Origin of the sequence: Paenibacillus sp. 79R4, from assembly GCF_013393165.1 — a bacterium.
Taxonomy (GTDB): domain Bacteria; phylum Bacillota; class Bacilli; order Paenibacillales; family Paenibacillaceae; genus Fontibacillus.
The window spans coordinates 267,738-288,738 of record NZ_QJOT01000005.1 but is presented as its reverse complement, the minus strand read 5'-3'; the positions used below and the strand labels follow the sequence as shown (position 1 = coordinate 288,738).

Here is a 21,001-nt window from a genome sequence, read left to right as displayed (position 1 = left end):
CCATTACCTTTAAAATCTACTTTTCAGTCATTCTCAAATCCTCCTATAAGTTTTAGTTATTCCAAAGAGGCGAATACCTCTCATGAAATTAAAATGGCTTGGCGCTATTTCATTCTGGAACAGCTTGTTGTACAATAAAAGATACCGAAAGGTAGCTTTTATTGTATCATGATTCTAGTTAAAGGCAAGACCGGAATCGTATATTCGATTTTCTTGTAACGGGCGCGTAGCGCCATAACCGGATCAAAGGATTGCGTGAGGGCTTGCTCAGGCCGATGGTGGAGGTGGCTGCGGATCTCATGTGGGCATCTGCAAATGCTGCATCTCTACTATACGTCACAGCTCGGCTACGCAAAGCGGTGCCACCCACGTCATCCACTTCAGAAATCCTGGTGCAAATCCGTGAGGGTGCCATACGGTCCATCCTAAATCCTGAACAGAAAGGACGAACACAATGAAAATTCTTGTCACGGGAGGTACTGGTCTGGTAGGTGGTCGCCTAATCCCGAAGCTCATAGAGGACGGTCACGAGATTTTCGCACTTACGCGCTCCATATCATCTCACGCCAAACTCAAGTCCATGGGTGCTACGCCAGTCGATGCCGATCTCGAAAGCAGCACGCCACTCATATTACCGGTGATTGATGCGGTTGTACACGCGGCCGCCCTGTTCCGCTTTTCGGGATCTCGCGAACCCTTCTTCCGCACCAACGTTGATGGAACCATAGCCTTGTTGAAGGCAGCCGAGTCCGCCGGTGCGAAGACATTCGTCTACATCAGCGCAGCGGGAATTCTCATGGATAATGGCGGTACGCCAATCTGCAACGTTGATGAAAGCACGCCGATTTTCCCGAACCACTTCTCCGCCTACCTGGCGAGCAAGGCACGGGCCGAATCAATGGTTCTGGCAGCTAACAAACCGGGCTTTCGCACCATCGCGCTTCGCCCTCCGGCTATTTGGGGACCTGGTGATCCGTTTAGTCAAGGGCTTCCCGAAGCAGTCAGATCTGGACAGTTCGCCTTCATCAACCGCGGTGACTACGCTTTTTCAACCTGCCACGTGGACAATGTGGTAGAAGCCATACAATGCACTCTCAAACGCGGAGAAGGCGGTCATGCCTTCTTCATCAAAGACCAGGAAGGGCAGACTTTCCGTGAGTTCGTCACCTCGCTCGCAAACTTACAGGGCCTGTCCATCGATAAGCTGCGTTCGATGCCCTACTGGCTTGCCTCTGCCATTGGCCGGCTGCTCGACACGATCTGGGCCGTCACGCGGAAAGACGGAGATCCGCCGATCTCACGCTCGATGATACGCATGATCGGGCGTGAGTTCACAGTCAACGATGCCGCTGCACGTCGAGAGTTGGGCTATGTCGGAAGAACTTTGCGCGACGCGGGCTTGCAAAGCTATGAGGAACCATCTACTCGACGATAGTGCTTTGGAGGGCGAACGCCGGCAAGCGCCGGTTATTCGTTCTCTGGACTTCCCCCTCGAATATTTCTCTAAAAATAATTTGGAATACAGTATGTAAAAACAAAGACAAGCCATGTGAAGCAAACTCCACATGGCTTGTCTTTGTATTATCTGTAACGACTAAGATCAAAACGACGAATTGCCAGGATAAAGGCAATTGCCAACTGTTGTTTGCAATCTGTATCAATGGTTCCATTTCGTTTAGCGTATTTATTAATAACTCGTTTTGTAGCTTCAAACATTTGCGCATAGTATGGACGGGAGACGTTTTTGCTTAGCGAAAGCTAGTTAACTTGAGCAAGCTAACGAAGGGAAGGCTATCATAAAAAACGTCTATACATCTTTTATAACACGTGTTATACTCTTGCCGAGGTGCTAATATGGGAAGAAAAAGAATTACCAGCCACGATGTGGCCCGGCTGGCCGGCGTATCTCGCAGCGTAGTATCCGCGGTGTTGAATGCGACGCCCGGGATCGGGGTCAGTGCGGAGACACGGGAGAAAGTGCTGGCTGCAATCCGCGAGCTGGACTATCATGTGGACGCCCAGGCGCGCAGCATGAAGACGGGACGCAGCATGACGCTGGCAGCCTTTGGCGACACCCGGCATCCGCTGTTCATCCGCCTGTTGGAGGGCATGCAGCGGGAATCCGAGGCCAGGGGATACCATATTCTGCTGTGTTCTCCAGGATACAGACAATCAGGAGAAGCGAGGAATGAGCTGCTGGATCTCTATCATCAGCGGAAGATCGACGGAATCGTTACGCTGGACAGCACAAGCTATCGGAGCAAGGAATGGGCTGCGAAAGTCCAAGCTGCAGGTGTACCCTACGTATCGGTTGAAGGTTATGCGGAGACATCCGGCGTATCTTCGGTGCTGGCTGATTACAAAGGCAGTGTAACGATGGCGCTGGACTATCTGTTGAAGCGCAACCCTGATATGAAAGGGGCTCCGTTATATGCAGAGGTCTATGGAGCACCTGCAGGTCGGGTAATCTGGGCGGAGAAGATGCGCAAAGCTGCTTATATGGAATGGTGCCGCAAGTATAACCTGAGTCCGAAGGTCTCCCGTCATGAAGAGAAGGAGGGCCAGGTCAATTGGTTGGAATGGCTGGAGGGTGTAGCCCAAGCGGGAGCCGGAGAAACGCTGCCTCCTGTGCTTGTCAATTGGTCCAATGCGGTTCCCGATCTTTACCGGGCGGCACACAGCCTGGGTTTGCCCATCGGGGAAGAACTGAAGATCATGGCTGCGGACAATATGATTCAGGGCCATCGTCTAAGCCTTCCTGCACTAAGCTGCGTAGAGATTCCCTATGTGAGCATGGGGGAGGAAGCAGTGCGCTGTGTACTGGGACAGATAGAGCTGGAGCGGGAGCTGCCGGAAAAGGTATGGCTGCCGGCCATTCTGAGACCGGGTGAAAGCGCGTAACAGGTAGTGCTGGTAAAGAAGAGGTCGAATGCCCACTAGTTCTTTTTTCACCAGGTGTAAAATGCGGTCCCACTTTGTGGGTAACCGCTTATTTCATAGCATATAACACGTGTTATAAACTAAAGGAGGAGAAGTGTATGTTTTGGACGGAAGAGAAGCTGGAAGCGCGTATTAAGGAGTTGGAGACCTATCGTTACCGAGAAGCTATGCAGTTGGTGGAGTGGAAGATACAGGAGGATGAGGAGGGAGCCAATGGAAAATATCCTTCACAGCCTGCCGGACAATCCGTTATCCGTTTGGGGGAGCACTGGACCGGCCGAGACCGTTATTTGTGGATGTACAAGCGGGTGGACGTGCCGACGGACTGGAAAGGCCGGCGTATTGTAGGCCGCTTTGATTTTGGACGGACAGGCGGAGGCAACAATAGCGGATTTGAAGCTCTGCTGTTTCTGAACGGGAAGCCGTATCAGGGCGTAGATTCCAATCACCAGGAGGTGTTTCTCGAGGAAGATGCTGCGGGGAGTACGCTCGATTTTGCCTTTCGTCTGTGGTCTGGTCTTGAAGGCGGCGGGAAGCCAACGCCACAGGAGCATCGCATTAAGCTGGCAGAGCTGGCTTGCTTGGATGAAGCGGCGGATAACCTATACTTCACCGGTCGGGCTGTACTTGCCGTCAGCAGGCAGCTGGCGGATAGCCAGCCGGAGAAGCAGGAGCTGATCACGGCGCTGAATCGTGCGTTTGCAGAACTGGATTGGTCGCGGCCCGGCAGCGAGGCTTTCTATGCCTCCGTCGCTGCGGGCAATGCCCTGCTGCAGACGAAGCTGGCGGCGATGCAGCGAGAGCATCCGGTTACGGTTACGGCAGTGGGCCATACCCATATCGATGTCGCCTGGCTGTGGCGGCTGACTCATACGCGGGAGAAAGCGGCGCGTTCCTTCTCCACCGTTCTGAGGTTGATGAAGCAGTATCCCGAGTATATCTTCCTGCAGACCCAGCCGCAGCTGTACGACTATATCAAGCAGGACTACCCGGAGATTTACGCCGAAATTGCCGATCGTATCAAGGAAGGACGTTGGGAGGCTGGCGGGGCGATGTGGCTGGAGGCGGACTGTAACCTGACGAGCGGAGAATCGCTGGTTCGTCAGATTCTGTACGGTACGAAGTTCTTCCGCGAGGAATTCGGCGCGGAATGCAAATATCTCTGGCTGCCAGATGTTTTTGGCTACAGCTGGGCGCTGCCGCAGATTTTACGCAAATCAGGCATCGACACCTTTATGACGACCAAAATCAGTTGGAGTCAATACAATCGTATGCCGCATGATACGTTCCGTTGGAGAGGCATGGACGGTACCGAGGTGCTGGCCCATTTCATTACGACACCGGAAGGGCCCGAGTCCAGCGCTTGGTATTATACATACAACGGGTTGATCGAGCCGTTCTCCGTGCAGGGCATCTGGGACCAGTACAGGGACAAGAATCTGAACAGGGAGCTGTTATTGTCTTACGGGTATGGCGATGGCGGCGGCGGAGTTAACCGTGAGATGCTGGAAATGCGCCGCAGACTGGATGAGATTCCAGGGGTTCCAAATGTGAAGACGGGGCGGGCTGATACGTATTTTGAACGGTTGCAGACAACGATTGAGAGCACGGATGAGTATGTCCACACATGGGATGGAGAGCTGTATCTGGAATTCCATAGAGGCACATATACGAGCCAGGCCTATAACAAACGGATGAACCGGAAGCTGGAGCTGCTGTATCGGGAATCCGAATGGCTGCAAGCGATACTGGCTGCGGAGACAGGGGATTTCTCCAGGTATCCGGCTCAGCAGCTATATGAGGGCTGGAAAATCATTTTGCGCAATCAGTTCCATGATATCATTCCTGGCTCTTCCATCCGCGAGGTATATGAGGATTCCCGGGCGGAGTATGCGGAAGCGCTTCGGATTGGTGAGGAAGCCGCCGCATCGGCCAAAGAGGGTCTAATGGCCTTAAACAGCGGAAGAGATGAAATAGAATATACAGTGTTTAATGGTGCCTTCTATAAGCGCAGCGATCTTGTCATTTTAACGGATGCGGAGGGCCAAGACAGGGAATGGAGAGACGGAAGCGGGCGCGTGCTGCGTTCACAAAGACAGGGGGACAAATGGCTGATCGAGGTTCCTGATCTTCCTATGATGGGAACTGCAATCCTTAAAGCCCGCCCGGCTGAACCAATCCAGCAGGATGTGCCATTCCACTGGGAAGCTTCCCGGCTGACCACTCCATTTTATGTTCTTGAGTGGAACGAGGCGGGGCAATTAACCCGCATTTACGATCGGGAAGCGGAGCGGGAAGTCCTCGCTGCGGGAGAGTGCGGCAATGTACTGCAGGTGTTCGAGGATAAGCCAAAAATGTATGAGGCATGGGATATTGATCTGTTCTATCAGGAGAAAATGCGGGAGATTACGGATTTGCAGTCCATGTCCTTGATTGAGAGCGGACCGTTAGCCGCTGTACTGGAATTGAAATGGAATTATATGGACTCAACCCTTACCCAGAAAGTTAAGGTGTACTCGGGAAGTCGGCGGATCGACTTTGAGACGCTGGTCGATTGGCACGAACGGCAGCAGTTATTGAAGGTTGCGTTCCCGGTTGCGGTAAGATCGACAGAAGCCACTTACGACATTCAATTTGGCAATGTGAAGCGGCCGACCCACTGGAATACGAGCTGGGATTATGCGCGTTTCGAAAGTGTGGGGCATCAATGGGCTGATTTGTCGGAGCGAGGGTATGGCGTGAGCTTGCTCAATGATTGCAAATATGGGTACGACATCAAGGATCATGTGATGAGGCTGTCATTGATTAAGTCGGCCACCGAGCCGGATTGGCAGGCAGACCAAGGCGAGCATCTCTTCACTTACGCTTTGCTGCCGCATCTGGGAGATTGGGCTGTCGGAAGAACGGTGGAGGAGGCATGGTCGCTGAATAACCTGCTGCAGGCGGTACAGGGAGGATATGCCGCCGGAGCCGGCAGGTCGCTGATCCGAACGGATGCCGACGGCATCGCGATTGATGCGGTGAAGCTGTCAGAGCAAGGCGACGGTCTGATCGTCCGACTACATGAATATCTGGGGGGACGTAGCGAGGTCACATTATCCAGCGATTACCCGGTTTACTCCTGGCAGGTGTGCGATCTGATGGAACGCCCTCTATCGGAAGCAGTGAACGGTCTCGAGATCCGCCATAGCTTCAAGCCTTATGAGATTAATACTTTTCTAGTGAAATTCTCTGGCCTATCCGGAGAAGGCCGCAAGTAGAACGATAGGCAATTGGAGCCTTGAAGCAGCAAAACTGTATTTTGGGAGAGAACTCAAATATGAAAATGGAACTATGGCCGGAAGGGGCCCCTTTGGCGTTCGGCAGTCAAGTAGAAGATCGTCCTGCCATAACCGCTTATCTCGCAGAGAATAAGGGGAATTTGCAATCGGCTGTTATTGTGCTCCCGGGAGGAGGCTACGAATCATTAGCTCATCATGAAGGTGAACCTATAGCCAGATGGCTAAATGGAATAGGGATTACTGCTTTTGTGCTTGAATACAGGGTAGCGCCATATAAGCATCCGGCTCAACTGCTGGATATTCAACGGGCGATCCGCTATGTCAGAGCGCACGCTGAATCATGGCAAATCGATCCGGCCAGATTAGGGCTGATAGGGTTCTCGGCAGGAGGCCATTTGGCCGCTACTGCGGGAACCCACTATGACGAAGGTGACCCTGCATCTCTCGATCCAATCGAACATTTTAGTTGCCGTCCTGACTTTTTAATGCTATGTTATCCGGTTATAAGCATGGGCGAATTTGGCCATGGGGGATCTCGCATTCACCTGCTGGGTGAACATCCATCGGCCGGAGAGCTTGAATATTTGTCAAATGAACTTAGAGTAACGGCTGATACGCCACCGACTTTCCTGTGGCATACTGCTGATGATCCAGTAGTTCCGGTTGAAAACACTTTGCTGTTCGCTCGGGCGCTAAGTCGCTGTAAAGTGCCGTTCGAGATACATTTGTATCAAAGCGGCAAACATGGCTTAGGTTTGGCAGAGGATCATCCGGAAGCCCGAACTTGGCCTGATCTGTGCGCACGCTGGTTGAGGCGTATCGGAATTTTGTAATAGATTTGACGAAAGGAGAGACAGCGATGTTAGTAGGCTATAACGAGAAGCTGATCATGATTGGCGACTCTGTGACAGATTGTGAGAGGGCTCGTCCTTATGGAGAAGGTCTATTTGGAGGAATTGGAAAAGGGTATGTCATGATGGCAGACGCTCTGATCCAGTCGGTATATCCTGAGCGGGGTATTCGTATCACGAATATGGGCGCGAGCGGCAATACGATTCGGGATTTGCAGCAGCGGTGGACAACAGACGTAATGGACTTGAAGCCAGATTGGCTGTCTATTATGATTGGGATCAATGATGTATGGAGACAATTTGATACTCCGCACATCACAGAGGGGCATGTATATCTTGGGGAATATGAGCTGACGCTTAGAAATTTGGTAGAATCGACGCTTCCCTCTTTGAAAGGACTTATCCTTATGACTCCCTATTATCTGGAGCCTAACCCTCATGATCTGATGAGAGCAGACATGGATCGGTATGGATCTGTCGTGAAGCGCGTTGCCGATGATTACGGCTGCTTGTTCGTTGATACCCAGCAAGCATTTGCCTCTGTGCTTGAGTCTATTTACCCGGCGACGATAGCATGGGATCGGGTTCATCCGAATGCTGCCGGTCATATGGTATTGGCCAAAGCCTTTCTAAATGTCATTGGCTTCGATTGGAGCAAAGCCTCGCATTAAGCGGGGCTTTTTTTTATTTGTGCGACATAGAATGAGGATTTCCCCCGGTAAAATCATTCTTCTCCCCGGTTTTCGCTTATATGGGATTGCGATATGTTTAGGGGGCAGTATGCTTCAAGTGCGTGTTCAAAAAGGCCGGTTTTCAGCAGCGAGAAGGTCGGATGAAGCCAGGAAAGAAAGGGGCGGAGCGTAGACAAAACCAACGTGAGCACCTGAGATGTTTTTGTAAGCATTGGCTTAGACCCGGCTGAACTCAAGGATTCGATGTCGAGTTACTTCTTGATTCACTTCGTGCTAGATATCGATTTTAATCCTTTATCAGCCAGGCTGATGAAATTCTATATTGCCAGAAAACCTTCATTCGGATCATGGTCGCGCATTCTGAATAACCTTGATCGGTTTTCTGATCGAAAGCGGACTTTTTGAACAACATCTTTGAAAGTATGTAAGCGAGTACAGGAGGGTTATACATGTCGATGAGGCAACACCACTTTCATTGGACTGACGGAGGCGATGGCGTTCAGTGGGAGATTACAACGGAGACTCCTGAAGCAGGAATAGAGCTGGTTCATATTCGAATCAGTCTGGAAAACCCAGACATACCACCGTGCATCCAATTGACTTGGGAGCATCCGGCAGCTGATATTCAAGGGGTCTGGCATCCGAACTGCGGAAGGAACCGGGGATTTGTGCCGGATTGGGGGGCTGGTTATACCAGCCGACTGACCAACTCTTCTCCCGTGGTATGTCTCTTTAGCGGAACTGGCCGAAACAAGCTGACATTTGCTTTCTCGGATGCGTTGAACCCGATTGTGATGAAGGCCGGTGTTCATGAGGAGACCGCGGAGTATCATTGTGCGGTGACTCTGTTTGACGAGCCGGTGGCACCGCTAAGCCATTATGAGGCGACGCTTAGGGTGGATTGCCGGGACTTATTTTATTACGAGGCATTGAATGAAGTTCAGAACTGGTGGAGCGGGTTGCCTGGTCTGACTCCTGCCCCGGTTCCGGACTCTGCCCGCGAGCCGATGTACTCAACCTGGTACAGCTATCACCAGCAACTGGTGCCGGAAGAGATTGAGGAACAATGCCGCCTGGCCAAGAAACTGGGTTGTGAATCCGTGATTGTGGACGACGGGTGGCAAACAGCGGACAATCTGCGCGGATATGCATACTGCGGCGATTGGAACGTGTGCCCGGACAAAATACCTAATATGAAAGAGCATGTAGAGCGGGTTCATCGCTTGGGAATGAAATATTTGCTCTGGTATTCCGTTCCTTTTGTTGGCATGCATAGCCGGGCCTGGAACCAATTTCAGGATAAAATGCTGTATACGATTGAAGAGCGAGGCTGGGGAATCGTAGATCCAAGGTATCCCGAGGTACGCGAATATTTAATCTTGATCTATGAAAAGGCGCTGATAGAATGGGACCTGGACGGTTTCAAGCTGGATTTTATGGATAGCTTCCTACCTCCAGGGGGAAGGAAGCCGGAGTACGGCAACGGGCGCGATTATGTGTCGGTATCGGAGGCAGTGGACCGGCTGATGACCGACATTATGCAGCGTCTGCGCAGGATTAAACCGAAGGTGATGATTGAGTTCCGTCAATCTTATATTGGGCCGCATATGCGCAAGTACGGCAATATGTTCCGAGCCTCGGATTGCCCCAATGATTCTATCGAGAATCGGGTGCGCACTTTGGATATTCGGCTTCTATGCGGCAATACGGCTGCACATGCTGATCCGATCATGTGGAGCATGGAAGAACCGGCAGAATCGGCAGCACTTCAGCTCATCAATGCATTGTTTGCCGTGCCGCAAATTTCGGTTAGATTGGATCAGCTCCCTGAACGACATCAAGATATGGCAGCGTTTTGGCTGAGCTTCTGGAGGGAACATCGGCAGGTTTTGCTGGATGGACCGCTTGAGCCTTATCATCCGGAGCTGCTGTATCCTGTAGTCATCGCTGCAGCAAAAGATATCCTAATCGCCGCTGCTTATGAGCGGACGGTAGTGCCCCTTAATCGCGAGCTGCCAAAGACCGTCGTGCTGATTAATGGCACGCGAGAAAATGGAATGATTGTGGAGTGGGCAGCCAACGCTGGTTCCAGAGCAGTTACGGTACAAGATACTACCGGGCGCGTAATGCAGGAGTACAACCTGGGTATAGAAGGGGTACAGCAAATTTCTGTTCCGCCCGCAGGTCTTGTTACACTTATAGCAGGCAAATAAGACTTTTATCCGGTATTATCGTCCTTTTCCCCGGTTTTCAGGGAAGGTATTTTTTATTAATTTTGACATGTGAACGCTTTCTTTTTAGTTTTAGGTCAGGTCGTTTTTAAGGGGAAACAGAGTACAAATTGAGGAGGTCTTTTCGTACATGGCAAAACTAAGAAACAGGTTGACTAGTAGTATGCTGGCTGTTGTTCTGGCAGGTACAGTAGCATTAACGGGATGTGGCAGCTCCGGAGAACCGTCCGCCTCGCCGTCTTCTTCACCGTCTGAAGGAAAGGAGACGAACGCTGCGGATCAGCCTTATAAGCTGAATTGGTTGAAAGGTCAGGATATATCGAAGCCGTATGATTATTCCAAGGATGTCGTGAAGCAGGCGATTGAGAAAAAGCTGAACATTGAGATTATTCCGGAAATGGTGGATGTCCAGCAGTACAAGACGAAGCTGAATCTGAAGATGACCAGCGGGGATATTCCCGATGTGGTTCGAATTGATTTCGCCGATGACTTTCAAAAGTATGCGCAGCAGGGCGCTTTTGTCGACCTGACCGATCTGATCAATGAGACAGACACACCAAACATTGTTAAGGAAGTGCCTGCGGATGTGTTCGAACAGGCTATGGTTAACGGTAAACTGTATGGAATCCCTTATCAGGGCGGTCCGGGAGCCGGCTACCGTTGGGATTTGGTAATGCGTACAGATCTTCTGGGCAGCACGCCGGCGCCAACGACGCTTGATGACTATTATAATCTGCTCAAGAAGATCAAGGCAGAGCATCCCGATGTCATTCCCCTCGGAGGTTATAACGCAGAGGTCGGTCAACAAAAATATGCCAACAATTCCTTTGATCATATTTTTGGCGCATTTGGGGTGACGCCAGGCTTCTTCACGGAAGCGGATGGCAAATTCAGCAATTATGATATCGATCCGAAAATGAGAGAGGCGCTTCTTTACCTGCAAAAGATGTATTCAGAAGGACTTATTGATAAGGAATTCGCCACGATCAAGGAAGAGCAGCTGCGGACCAAGCTGTATAGCGGCAAGCTGTTCTCCTGGATGGGCTGGTGGTCTACGGCTAACGATTATGATACACAAATCGAGACAAACCTGTTGAAGCAAAGCGGAGAGCTGGCATCGGATGGCAGTTTGCCTGACCAATCCAATTTGCCTTTCAAATATTTAACGTTGACGGGTTCCCTTGTCGGAGCCGATGGTACGGCAGTGGCTCCGGCAGGTGCCCCATTCAATCAAATGACGGCGATTAGCGTCAAGACGAAAGATCCTGCACGGGTATTGCAAATTATCGAGGATTCCTTGTCGCCTGAAAATCAAATGCTTACGGTGTGGGGAATCGAAGGCGAAGACTACAAGATTGAGAACGGTAAAATGTCGGTAGTAACGGATTTGGTAGATCCTAAAACGATGCAAGACAAGGACGGTAATTTCCGCAGTATCCAAAGCTATTTGTTTGCTCCCGGGCTGAAAGGCTGGCCGCGATATCTAGAATCGTTACCGCTTCGGCATTCCCAGGCGCTTGATGTAGCTATTACGAATAAATATCAAATCACAGATGCCTCCAACTTCTTGGATTCTCCAACCAAAATTGCCAAGCTGGTAGAGCTTAATACGATGCGCGACTCTGTATTTACTCAGATTATCATGGGCGGGGATATTAAGAAATTTGATGAATTCGTGGAAAAATGGAAGTCCCAAGGCGGATCGCAAATTTTAAGCGAGTTGGAAGCATCGTTCAAGAAAAAACAAGGCAAATAATCCCCTTTTAGGGTAAGGGAACTCATGAATGATTGAATGTACAATCAAGAACGGGAAAGGGGTCGCTCCATGGAGCAGCCTCTTCCCGTCTTTTTTTCTTCCTAACTTAAAACTCGACTTTTCCCCTGTAATACTTCGCTTCTGTCCGGTTTTCGGTTCAGGAGGGATTAGATATATTATTTATGAAAGCCCTTTCGAAACGGTTGTATATGGAACAAGGAGGCATAAAAAGAATGGGGAGCGAGTTGAAATCGGCGCAAATGATCGTAGGAACTGTGCCTGAATCAGGATGGAAGAAAGCGCTGGATCGGATCTGGAAGTATAAACTGTTGTATCTTCTTTTACTTCCGGGATTTTTGTGGGTATTCATTTTTGATTATCTCCCGGTTTTCGGGATCAGCGTAGCCTTTATGGATTACAATTTTATTCGCGGAATCAGTGGTAGTGAATGGGCAGGACTAAAATACTTTCATGCATTGTTTGAGTCTGACATGTTCTGGACGGCCTTTAAGAATACGCTGATCATTAATTTGTACAAGATGATAAGCGGCTTTATCTGTCCAATTCTATTAGCCCTTGCCTTAAATGAAATTCGCATCAAATGGTTCAAAAAGACGCTGCAAACGGCCGTGTACCTGCCAAGATTCGTCTCCTGGGTCGTATACGGGGGAATTATTACTCTACTGCTGTCTCCGGAAACCGGGATTGTTAATAAGGTGGTTGAGCTGCTGGGCGGAAGTCCTGCTTATTTGCTTGCCGATCATCATTACTTCCGCACGATCTTGGTGGTGACCGACGCGATGAAGGAGATGGGATGGGCAGCGATAATATATATCGCAGCCATCGCCGGCCTGAACCCGGAGGTTAATGAAGCGGCTGTTGTGGATGGAGCCACCCGCTTCCAGCGCATCATTTATATGACGCTGCCGGGGATATCGGGTACGATCGTAGTCATGTTTATTTTACGGGTCGGCTTCATAATGAGCGCGGGCCTTGATCAGGTGATCAATCTGTACAACCCTATGGTTCTGCAGGTTGGCGATATTTTGGATACGTATATTTACCGCGTTGGGGTGGAGCAATTCAATATTAGCGTGGCTGCTGCGGCAGATGTGATCAAAGGGATTATCGGATTAGCGATGGTGCTGACAGCCAATCATTTTGCCAAACGAATCAATGATTCGGGCATTTTCTAGAGAGGAGACCGAATCATGAAGCTTACCGCTACAGAAAAGTTATTTGTCGTCTCTAACTATATTCTTTTGTCACTTATGACAGTTGTTATTATTTTGCCCTTCTGGTATGTCATTACTGTATCCGTTACTCCTTATCATATATTCAGTGCCAAAAATGGCATGGTCTTGTTTCCAACTTCGTTTAGCCTGGAGTATTACAAGTATTTGCTGGAGAAGGGTTCACTGATCTATCAATCCTATGGGAATACGCTGAAGAACACAGCCGGGGGTGTAATCCTTGCTCTGATTCTGACCTCTGGCGCCGCTTATGCATTAGCTGAGAAAAAGCTGCCCGGACGTAGAATTCTGATTTTGTTTTTTGTATTTACGATGTTATTTAGGGGGGGAATGATCCCTACCTATATTACGATCAAGCAACTAGGGTTGCTGAACACTTCGTATGTTTTGATCCTGGTTATGGCGTTCAGCGCGTTCTATATGATCATTATGAAAACCTTCTTTGAGGGCATCCCGGAAAGCTTGAAGGAATCCGCTGCTATCGATGGAGCCTCGGAATTCCGCATCTTATGGCAAATTGTCTTGCCGCTGTCCATGCCGGTTTTAGCTTCTATCGGTTTAATGTATTTAGTAGTCTACTGGAATGATTTCTTTAATGCTATGCTATATGTGACGGATTGGAGTAAGGCGCCGGTGCAATTAGTGCTTCGAACCATTATAGCCAGTTCCAGCTTGCCTCCTGAGCTGTTAGAGGCGGCCGGAACTACACCTCCGCCAACGATCGGCATCCAAATGTCAGCCATCGTGATCGTGGCTTTGCCGATGCTGATTATCTATCCTTTCGTTCAAAAATATTTTGATCAGGGGATGATGGTAGGCTCAGTCAAGGGGTGATATTCCATGTGCAGGGGATGAGAAGATGGGACAGAATGCATCGCGTAAAACCTCACGCTTGTTCAACAAATTGAGCTTGCCGCTCTTGGGTTTGATTGTGGTATTTATCGTCCTGTCCACGACGGCCTCCAGCTATATTCTGATTCAGGTTCAGAACAACCATACGCTGAAAATGGCGGAGCAGTCGATGGAGTTCGTACATCGGAATGTCTGGTATCAGTTTGATACTATGAAAAATGTAAGTGCGTTCGTGCGATCCAATCAGTTTATTGATAACCTCATTGATCGTCAATATAAGCAGGATTATGAGTCGATCGGTGACTTTTTTGAGCTGGAGAAAAATTTGCAAAATCTATCTCTCTTGTCTCTGCTCCATAATGTCGCTTCAAATAATGCAGTTCAGACAACGTATAGCGTATCTATGTTATTGGAGCCCACCAGCAGTCTTTATAGCGTTTCACCCGCCCATTTTTTCGGGGGAACCGGAATCTATCAGGCTAATGACCTGATCGATGCGGAATGGTATCAACGCTTGAATCGTAATGAGAGCGAAGGCGTGTGGTGGGCTCAGCCTTTTGGAACGGGCAATGTCGTGTATTTGGCGAGTCGCAAGCTCAGCTATAAGGATGGACGGAATATAGGCACGGTGATGGTTGGTGCCGATACCCGAAGCATCCAGGGTGTGATTGGCAACGCACCTATTGATAAAGGTTACTATCTGCTGCTGGATGAGAAGAACCAGGTAATATATAGCGCCCGGCATTCATTTATGGATAATTTGAGCGGAACGCCCTATGTTCAATCGCTTCATGGCGCCAAAGGGACAGTTAAAGCCACTGTAGATAACGAATCATACAGAATTATGTACGATTCGTTCGATAATGGCTGGAAGCTGGTGGCCCTGGTTCCAGAGAGTCATTTTAGCCGCTATACCTTTATGATCTCGATGATCTGCGCAGTGATTGGCATTGTTGCGCTACTGGTATCCGGATTCTGGATGCATTCGATTGTTACCCGGGTGACAGTTCCCATATCCCGGTTAGTCTCGGCCATGCAGCGAAAGGATGTGCTGCAGCTGGAGCAGCCCCTGCCAAGCGATATTTCGGAAATTTATGAGATTAACGAGTTGAACCAACAGTTCTCAGCCATGCTGGTTATGATTCGGCAGCTGATTGAGAAGAGCTTCACTGAAGAAATCGAGCGGCGCCAACTGCAGTTGGAATTGTTACAGGCTCAAATCAATCCTCATTTTTTGTATAATACCTTGGATTTGATCAACTGTCGGGCATTGATATCCGGGGATATGGAGACCAGCATGATCGTTCGTTCGCTTGCCAATGTGTTCCGTTATGGGTTAAATAAAGGCAAGACCTGGATTCCTCTGAAGGATGAGGCTTGTCAGGTAGAAGCTTATTTAGACATTCAGAAGCAAATGCTGGATGACTTGACGATTGGCATAGATATTCCGGAGGAGTTGGCCGCGGTACAGGTGATCCACTTAATCTTGCAGCCGCTCGCGGAAAATTGCATTGTACATGGATTTGCCAATCAGACGAGCAATTGTCGAATCGCGATTTCAGCCAGAAGAGAACCTGAAAGCGTTATCCTTCGGGTGGAAGACAATGGAAGCGGAGTGGATTCGAACATGATGAACCAGCGTTTGGCCCGAGAGAGCAGCAAGGAGAAGAGCTCGGAAGGGGGCTATGGAACTTTAAATGTACATCGCCGAATTGTGCTGAACTGTAAGGAACGGAAGGGAGAATATGGGCTGCGGTATATCAGGGTTCCCAACGGAACCTGTGTCGAAGCGGTTATGCCATTTATCGCTGAGGCGGATGAAGCAATTAAGAATGAAGGCGGACTTAGTCCCAGCTTGTTCGGAAATCCTGCATCGGAAGAAAGAATGGAGGATGAATAATGTATAAGCTGCTGGTAGCTGAAGATGTAAGGACGGTTCGGGAAGCCATTGTTCGCTCCATAGATTGGCGTGCCCTAGATGTAGAGATCGTCGGAGCACTAAGTAACGGTGAGGAGGTTCTGGAACAGCTGGATGTCCTTGCTCCCCAAATTCTATTAACGGATATTAGTATGCCAAAGGTGAATGGCATCGAGTTGATCACAGGTGTGCTGCAGCGGTATCCGGACATGAAATGCATTATTCTCTCAGGTTTGAATGAATTTGAGTATGCCCGCAAGGCGATCTCATTACAAGTGCTGGATTACGTTCTGAAGCCGGTAGATCCGGAGCAGATTCAACGAGTGGTGGGACTTGCCGTTGCCCAGCTTCGCAAGGAAGAAGAGGAACGCAATGGGCTGGCCATGGCGGAGCAGTTGGTGAGAGAGCAGCTTCCCAATCTATCGGGTCAAATGCCGCTAAACAGCATAGGCGGAAATGTGAAAAAGAAAAAGCTGGTGGAGCAAGCTCTTGAATATGTTTTGGCTCATTACATGAAGCGAAGCTTGACCTTAAACGATATTGCTTCCCATGTTGGATTAAGTGAAAAATATTTGAACCAGGTGTTCAAAGAGGTAACCGGGACGACCTTAAACCATGCTATTATCCAGGTGCGGATGGAAGCGGCGGTTCAGCTCCTTAAGGACCCGACGATCAAAATTTATGAGATTTGCGATCAGATTGGCTATACGGATCAGGATCATTTCCGGGACAGCTTCAAAAGACATTATGGATTAACTCCAACCGATTATCGAAACAAGTTTCTTTAGTTCATTTCGTCAAAGGGCTTGCTGTTGTTATCTTAAGATTCGGAGGAAAGGATGAATGTTCATGAAGAACCTGCCTAAATTGTGGGAAAATCCAGGGAAACTGCACGAAAATCGAGAGCCGGCACGCGCTCATTATATTCCTTATGCGACGATGGAGCAGGCCAAGTCTCGGAAGCGGGGGCGTTCGCCATTTTATCAAACCTTGAATGGGAAATGGAAATTTCAATATTTCGCAAGTGTTGTTAATGCGCCTGATGGATTCTATACCGAAGAAAATGATGTGAGCAGTTGGGATGATCTCATCGTTCCATCTTGCTGGCAGGTCAACGGATTTGATCAGCTTCATTACACGAATGTAAGATATCCGTTTCCCGTAGATCCGCCTTATGTGCCTGATGATAATCCTGCAGGATTATATGTGCGCGATTTTCAGGTGCCGGTTGATTGGGCTGCAAAGGAGAAATATGTCATATTTGAAGGGGTGAACTCCTGCTTCTATCTTTGGGTTAATGGACAATACGTCGGCTACAGTCAAGGCAGCCGCAATCCGGCAGAATTTATGATAACCCCTTATCTCAAGGCGGGAGTCAACCGGATAGCTGTGCTGGTGCTCAAGTGGTGCGATGGTACCTATTTGGAGGATCAGGATTGCTGGCGGTATTCGGGGATTTTCCGCGATGTCTATCTTTTGGCCCGCGACAAGGAGCATATTCGCGACGTGTTTGCCCATCAGGAATTTGAGGCTGATTACGAAAAAGCCACATTGCAGGTTGAGGTGGATACAACGGGGCCGCTGCAGGTGCAGGTTGAGCTCCGGGATGCACAAGCATTGCTCGCAGGTTCGGCTGAAGGGTTCATCGACCATTCCTCCACGCTGGCTATTCAGGTGGAGCGTCCTGTGCTCTGGAATGCGGAGCAGCCGTATTTATATGATCTGTATGTACGAGCTGGGGAAGAGAGCTTAGCTATTCAAGTGGGATTCCGCCATGTGGAAGTAGTGGACGGTGTATTTAAGCTGAATGGTCAGGCCTTGAAGTTGAAGGGCGTTAATCGGCATGATTCACATCCACTGCTGGGACAGACGGTGCCGTTGAATCATATGAAGCATGATCTGCTGCTGATGAAGCAGCATAATATCAACACGGTGCGGACTTCCCATTACCCGAACGATCCTCGCTTCCTGGAGCTTTGCAACGAGCTGGGCTTCTATCTGGTCGATGAAGCGGATCTGGAATGCCATGGAATGAGCGTGGGGACCCCATGGACCTCTGCTCAGACGGATGTTCTTAGTGAGGACCCGGACTGGCGGGATGCTTATCTTGATCGTGCCAAGCGTTTGGTAGAACGGGATAAGAACCACCCTTCTGTACTGATCTGGTCGCTTGGCAATGAGTCAGGCTTTGGGGATAATCATATCGCTATGGCTGAATGGATCAAGCAGCGGGACCCCTCCCGTCTGGTCCATTACGAAGGGGCGCCTGGCTCCCAGTCTGAGCCTGAGCGTACCCGCAGCCTCGACGTTGATAGCTGGATGTATGGCTCTGTAGAGAGCTGCGCCGAATACGGACGCGACGAACAGAACAGGAAGCCGCTCTTTTTATGTGAATACAGTCATGCCATGGGCAATGGTCCGGGCGATCTGCGGGATTATTGGGAAGTGTTCGAGGCCTACCCCAAGCTGATGGGGGGATGTGTGTGGGAATGGGTGGATCATGGGATTCTGACCCATACAGAGGAGGGAACCCCTTATTATGCATATGGCGGAGACTTTGGAGATCAGCCGAATGACGGCAATTTCTGCATAGACGGACTGGTCTCCCCAGATCGTGTGCCTCATGCCGGACTGTTGGAGCTAAAGCAAGTGCTTGCACCGGTCCGGGTGGAGACGGTAGATCTTGCTGCCGGCCGGGTGCGAATCGGCAACCGCTATGATTTTACGGATCTTTCCCATATCGCCGCCTATTGGAGACTCCTGGAGGATAACGTGCTTATTGATCAAGGCAAATTACAGGAATTAAATGCGACCCCGCAGGAATGGGAGACCGTGATTCTGCCCTATACACTCCCTCCTAATCCCGGACGCCTGGTGCTCCAGCTCTCCTTCCGGCTTGATCGGGATATGGAGTGGGCGGAGCCGGGTTATGAATTGACATTTGCCGAATTGGAATTTCCTATCGAACAGGCGGGAGCCGCAAGGGAAGTCAGCGCAAGCCGGACATCGCCAGTTAAAGGGAGGCTTAGCGCTTTAGAAGCTGACGGCAAGCTGTTGCTGAACGGATTTGATTTCCGATATGAGTTTGATCTGCATCGAGGGGCTCTCACCAAGCTGGAACGGGATGGACTTGAGCGGCTGGCAGCCCCTGCAACGCTGAGCATCTGGCGTGCGCCTACAGATAATGATCGTAATATCCGGCAGGCATGGGAGCAGTTAGGCTATGACAAGGCGAAAATGAAGGTATATCGGTCTGAGTGGGAGGTAGACTCGAACGGGGGGATCCGCATAGGAATTGAATACTCGCTTGGAGCTTATATTCATGCGCCGTTTCTACGCGGACGGATGGAGTGGAAGGTGGCTCCGTCCGGAGAATTGACCTTGAAGACGACCGCGGCAGTGGGGGAGAAGCTGCCTTGGCTGCCGCGCTTTGGACTTGAGCTTGTATTAGCGCCTGGCAATGAGGAAGTGGAATACTCCGGGCTTGGGCCACACGAGAGCTATATCGACAAGCGCCTGAGCGTACGGCAAGGGGTCTATTTGACCAGCGTAGATCAAATGTTTGTCCCTTACATTGTGCCGCAGGAATTTGGCTCGCGATATGATACGAACTGGGCTATTGTTTCGAATGAGCAGGGAATGGGACTGCGTATTGATGCGCCACAGCCGTTCTCATTCCAGGCTGCCCATTATAAGGCGCAGGATCTCACCGAGGCCACTCATCTTCACCAGCTGAAGAGACGGCCCGAGGCCTATGTGCATCTGGATTATCGGATGAGCGGGGTCGGTTCGAATTCTTGCGGGCCGGAATTGGCCGAAAGGTATCGGATTGAAGAGAAACAGATTAACTTTGAGTTGACCCTGAAGCCGGTTAATAAGGAAGATGAATAATCATGACAGGCCGCTGCTTATCAGTTTAGGGGAATGTTGCCAAACATTCCCCTTTACGGGAGGGAGGCGAAAGATTACTGTTGGACTGCCCGCGCAAGCCCATTCAAATGATTTGCCCCCAAAGCTCTATTTTTCCTCGTAAGACTTCGGATGACTCCTGGCGGAAGAAGAGGCCCGTTTCTTTTGACGGGATCATTACGTGAGAATTAAGTCACATATACGGTTTTGCTTTATCTGTTATACATGAGTTATTCATTCTAAAAACAGATGCGCAAAGGGGAGAAGCTAAAATTTATCACGTTGTTGTAGCAGAGGACGAAATGTGGATTCGCAGCGCATTAGTCAAAATGATTGAAGGCTTGGGCAGCGGATTCAAGGTCGTAGGCGAGGCGTCAAGCGGGGAGGAAGCCTGGTATATGATACAGGAGCTCTGGCCGTCCATTCTGGTAACAGATATTATGATGCCGACCATGAACGGGCTGGATTTGGCCAAACATATTCATGCCTACAAGCTGCCGATCGTAACCGTTGTTATAAGCGGTTATGATGAATTTGAATATGCCCGTCAGGCTATACGCTATGATGTGTCCGATTATTTGTTGAAGCCCGTCAGCGGGGAGCAGGTGCAACAAGCGCTGCTGAACAGCAAGGAGCGCTTGTATTCGTTGCAGGATGAGCAAGCTTATATGTTTAAGGTTCGGGAATTTTTGGATCAGCTCTTCCTTGGCGATGGTGTTCAGCTGCTTAAGATGGTTACAGTACTCATCTCCTCGATTCTCAGGATGAAAGGGGCCCGGCCAGGTGTACGTCTCGGTTTTTTGCGTATTATAGCCGGACGATTGAACGAACTTATCGCAAGTCTGGATGAACGGTTTAGTGCTCCCCCCATGCCGGAGAATACAGAAGACAAAGTGATTATTCGGTATTTTGAAATGCTAGTTATTGCTTGGCTCGAACGCCGTCCGCTTTATGCCGGCGGGGAAGCGTCACATACGATTAAACAAGTGTATGCCTATCTGGAGAAGAACTATATGAATCATCTGACCTTATCAGCAGCAGCAGATCATGTTCATTTAAGCCCCAGTTATTTCAGTACCTTGTTTAAACAATATACCGGGGAAACATTCGTCAACTATTTAAATGGAATAAGGATTGCAAAAGCGAAGATATTGCTGGTGGATTTTGATATAAAAATTTATGAGGTTGCCGAGCTGGTAGGCTTTGCTTCTCTGCCTTATTTTAACCGGGTTTTTAAACAAGTTACTCAAATGACGCCAAAAGAATTCAGAAATCGGTTGATGTCATGATTGATTTTTTTACTTGGAAGAGACGGTTA

Annotated in this window: 14 protein-coding genes; 13 read left to right on the top strand and 1 reads right to left on the bottom strand. The window is 49.6% G+C overall.

Annotation, left to right across the window (positions count from 1 at the left end; all coding sequences use genetic code 11):
• Window positions 1-454 precede the first annotated feature (454 nt).
• Complete coding sequence (locus tag DMN77_RS09175; RefSeq protein WP_179014528.1) at window positions 455-1,435, top strand: NAD-dependent epimerase/dehydratase family protein; 981 nt, start codon at window positions 455-457, stop codon at window positions 1,433-1,435.
• Window positions 1,436-1,581: 146 nt separating this feature from the next.
• Here the strand turns inward: DMN77_RS09175 and DMN77_RS09170 are convergent, their stop codons facing one another.
• Entirely contained in the window at window positions 1,582-1,716 is a 135-nt protein-coding gene (locus DMN77_RS09170) for a helix-turn-helix domain-containing protein (RefSeq protein ID WP_082790009.1), read from the bottom strand.
• A 138-nt stretch (window positions 1,717-1,854) separates the two neighbouring features.
• Here DMN77_RS09170 and DMN77_RS09165 point away from each other — a divergent pair, with 138 nt between their 5' ends.
• From DMN77_RS09165 to DMN77_RS24215, 12 genes are all read left to right on the top strand, one after another.
• Window positions 1,855-2,901, top strand: a complete 1,047-nt coding sequence (locus tag DMN77_RS09165) for a LacI family DNA-binding transcriptional regulator (protein WP_068779751.1) — start codon at window positions 1,855-1,857, stop codon at window positions 2,899-2,901.
• Between the two features lie 137 nt (window positions 2,902-3,038).
• Window positions 3,039-6,200, top strand: coding sequence for an alpha-mannosidase (locus tag DMN77_RS09160; RefSeq protein ID WP_179014527.1), 3,162 nt, complete (start codon window positions 3,039-3,041; stop codon window positions 6,198-6,200).
• A 59-nt stretch (window positions 6,201-6,259) separates the two neighbouring features.
• Window positions 6,260-7,054: an alpha/beta hydrolase gene (locus DMN77_RS09155; protein WP_179014526.1), complete on the top strand. Its 795-nt coding sequence runs from the start codon at window positions 6,260-6,262 to the stop codon at window positions 7,052-7,054.
• Window positions 7,055-7,080: 26 nt separating this feature from the next.
• Window positions 7,081-7,743 carry an SGNH/GDSL hydrolase family protein gene (locus DMN77_RS09150; protein WP_068779754.1) on the top strand — a complete coding sequence of 221 codons (663 nt, stop codon included), beginning with the start codon at window positions 7,081-7,083 and terminating at the stop codon, window positions 7,741-7,743.
• A 470-nt stretch (window positions 7,744-8,213) separates the two neighbouring features.
• Window positions 8,214-9,977, top strand: a complete 1,764-nt coding sequence (locus tag DMN77_RS09145) for a glycoside hydrolase family 36 protein (RefSeq protein ID WP_068779755.1) — start codon at window positions 8,214-8,216, stop codon at window positions 9,975-9,977.
• Between the two features lie 148 nt (window positions 9,978-10,125).
• A complete protein-coding gene (locus DMN77_RS09140) occupies window positions 10,126-11,751 on the top strand; it encodes an extracellular solute-binding protein (protein ID WP_082790010.1) in 1,626 nt (541 codons plus the stop codon).
• A gap of 233 nt (window positions 11,752-11,984) precedes the next feature.
• Window positions 11,985-12,947: an ABC transporter permease gene (locus DMN77_RS09135; RefSeq protein WP_229520966.1), complete on the top strand. Its 963-nt coding sequence runs from the start codon at window positions 11,985-11,987 to the stop codon at window positions 12,945-12,947.
• Window positions 12,948-12,962: 15 nt separating this feature from the next.
• Window positions 12,963-13,838: a carbohydrate ABC transporter permease gene (locus tag DMN77_RS09130; RefSeq protein WP_068779757.1), complete on the top strand. Its 876-nt coding sequence runs from the start codon at window positions 12,963-12,965 to the stop codon at window positions 13,836-13,838.
• A 25-nt stretch (window positions 13,839-13,863) separates the two neighbouring features.
• Window positions 13,864-15,756: a sensor histidine kinase gene (locus DMN77_RS09125; RefSeq protein WP_179014525.1), complete on the top strand. Its 1,893-nt coding sequence runs from the start codon at window positions 13,864-13,866 to the stop codon at window positions 15,754-15,756.
• Window positions 15,756-16,562: a response regulator transcription factor gene (locus tag DMN77_RS09120; RefSeq protein WP_068779759.1), complete on the top strand. Its 807-nt coding sequence runs from the start codon at window positions 15,756-15,758 to the stop codon at window positions 16,560-16,562. The genes DMN77_RS09125 and DMN77_RS09120 overlap by 1 nt, the downstream gene beginning before the upstream one ends.
• Before the next feature lie 55 nt (window positions 16,563-16,617).
• On the top strand, window positions 16,618-19,665 hold the full coding sequence (locus tag DMN77_RS09115; protein ID WP_306294244.1) for a glycoside hydrolase family 2 TIM barrel-domain containing protein: 3,048 nt from the start codon (window positions 16,618-16,620) through the stop codon (window positions 19,663-19,665).
• A gap of 215 nt (window positions 19,666-19,880) precedes the next feature.
• Window positions 19,881-20,972: an AraC family transcriptional regulator gene (locus DMN77_RS24215; protein ID WP_372775674.1), complete on the top strand. Its 1,092-nt coding sequence runs from the start codon at window positions 19,881-19,883 to the stop codon at window positions 20,970-20,972.
• Window positions 20,973-21,001: the final 29 nt, after the last annotated feature.

Coding starts and splice junctions, on each gene's coding strand:
- DMN77_RS09120 (WP_068779759.1), top strand. CDS start 15,756: ATGTATAAGCTGCTGGTAGCTGAAGATGTAAGGACGGTTCGGGAAGCC.
- DMN77_RS09160 (WP_179014527.1), top strand. CDS start 3,039: ATGTTTTGGACGGAAGAGAAGCTGGAAGCGCGTATTAAGGAGTTGGAG.
- DMN77_RS09115 (WP_306294244.1), top strand. CDS start 16,618: ATGTTCATGAAGAACCTGCCTAAATTGTGGGAAAATCCAGGGAAACTG.
- DMN77_RS09165 (WP_068779751.1), top strand. CDS start 1,855: ATGGGAAGAAAAAGAATTACCAGCCACGATGTGGCCCGGCTGGCCGGC.
- DMN77_RS09150 (WP_068779754.1), top strand. CDS start 7,081: ATGTTAGTAGGCTATAACGAGAAGCTGATCATGATTGGCGACTCTGTG.
- DMN77_RS09125 (WP_179014525.1), top strand. CDS start 13,864: ATGGGACAGAATGCATCGCGTAAAACCTCACGCTTGTTCAACAAATTG.
- DMN77_RS09155 (WP_179014526.1), top strand. CDS start 6,260: ATGAAAATGGAACTATGGCCGGAAGGGGCCCCTTTGGCGTTCGGCAGT.
- DMN77_RS09175 (WP_179014528.1), top strand. CDS start 455: ATGAAAATTCTTGTCACGGGAGGTACTGGTCTGGTAGGTGGTCGCCTA.
- DMN77_RS09170 (WP_082790009.1), bottom strand. CDS start 1,716: ATGTTTGAAGCTACAAAACGAGTTATTAATAAATACGCTAAACGAAAT.
- DMN77_RS09140 (WP_082790010.1), top strand. CDS start 10,126: ATGGCAAAACTAAGAAACAGGTTGACTAGTAGTATGCTGGCTGTTGTT.
- DMN77_RS09130 (WP_068779757.1), top strand. CDS start 12,963: ATGAAGCTTACCGCTACAGAAAAGTTATTTGTCGTCTCTAACTATATT.
- DMN77_RS09145 (WP_068779755.1), top strand. CDS start 8,214: ATGTCGATGAGGCAACACCACTTTCATTGGACTGACGGAGGCGATGGC.
- DMN77_RS09135 (WP_229520966.1), top strand. CDS start 11,985: ATGGGGAGCGAGTTGAAATCGGCGCAAATGATCGTAGGAACTGTGCCT.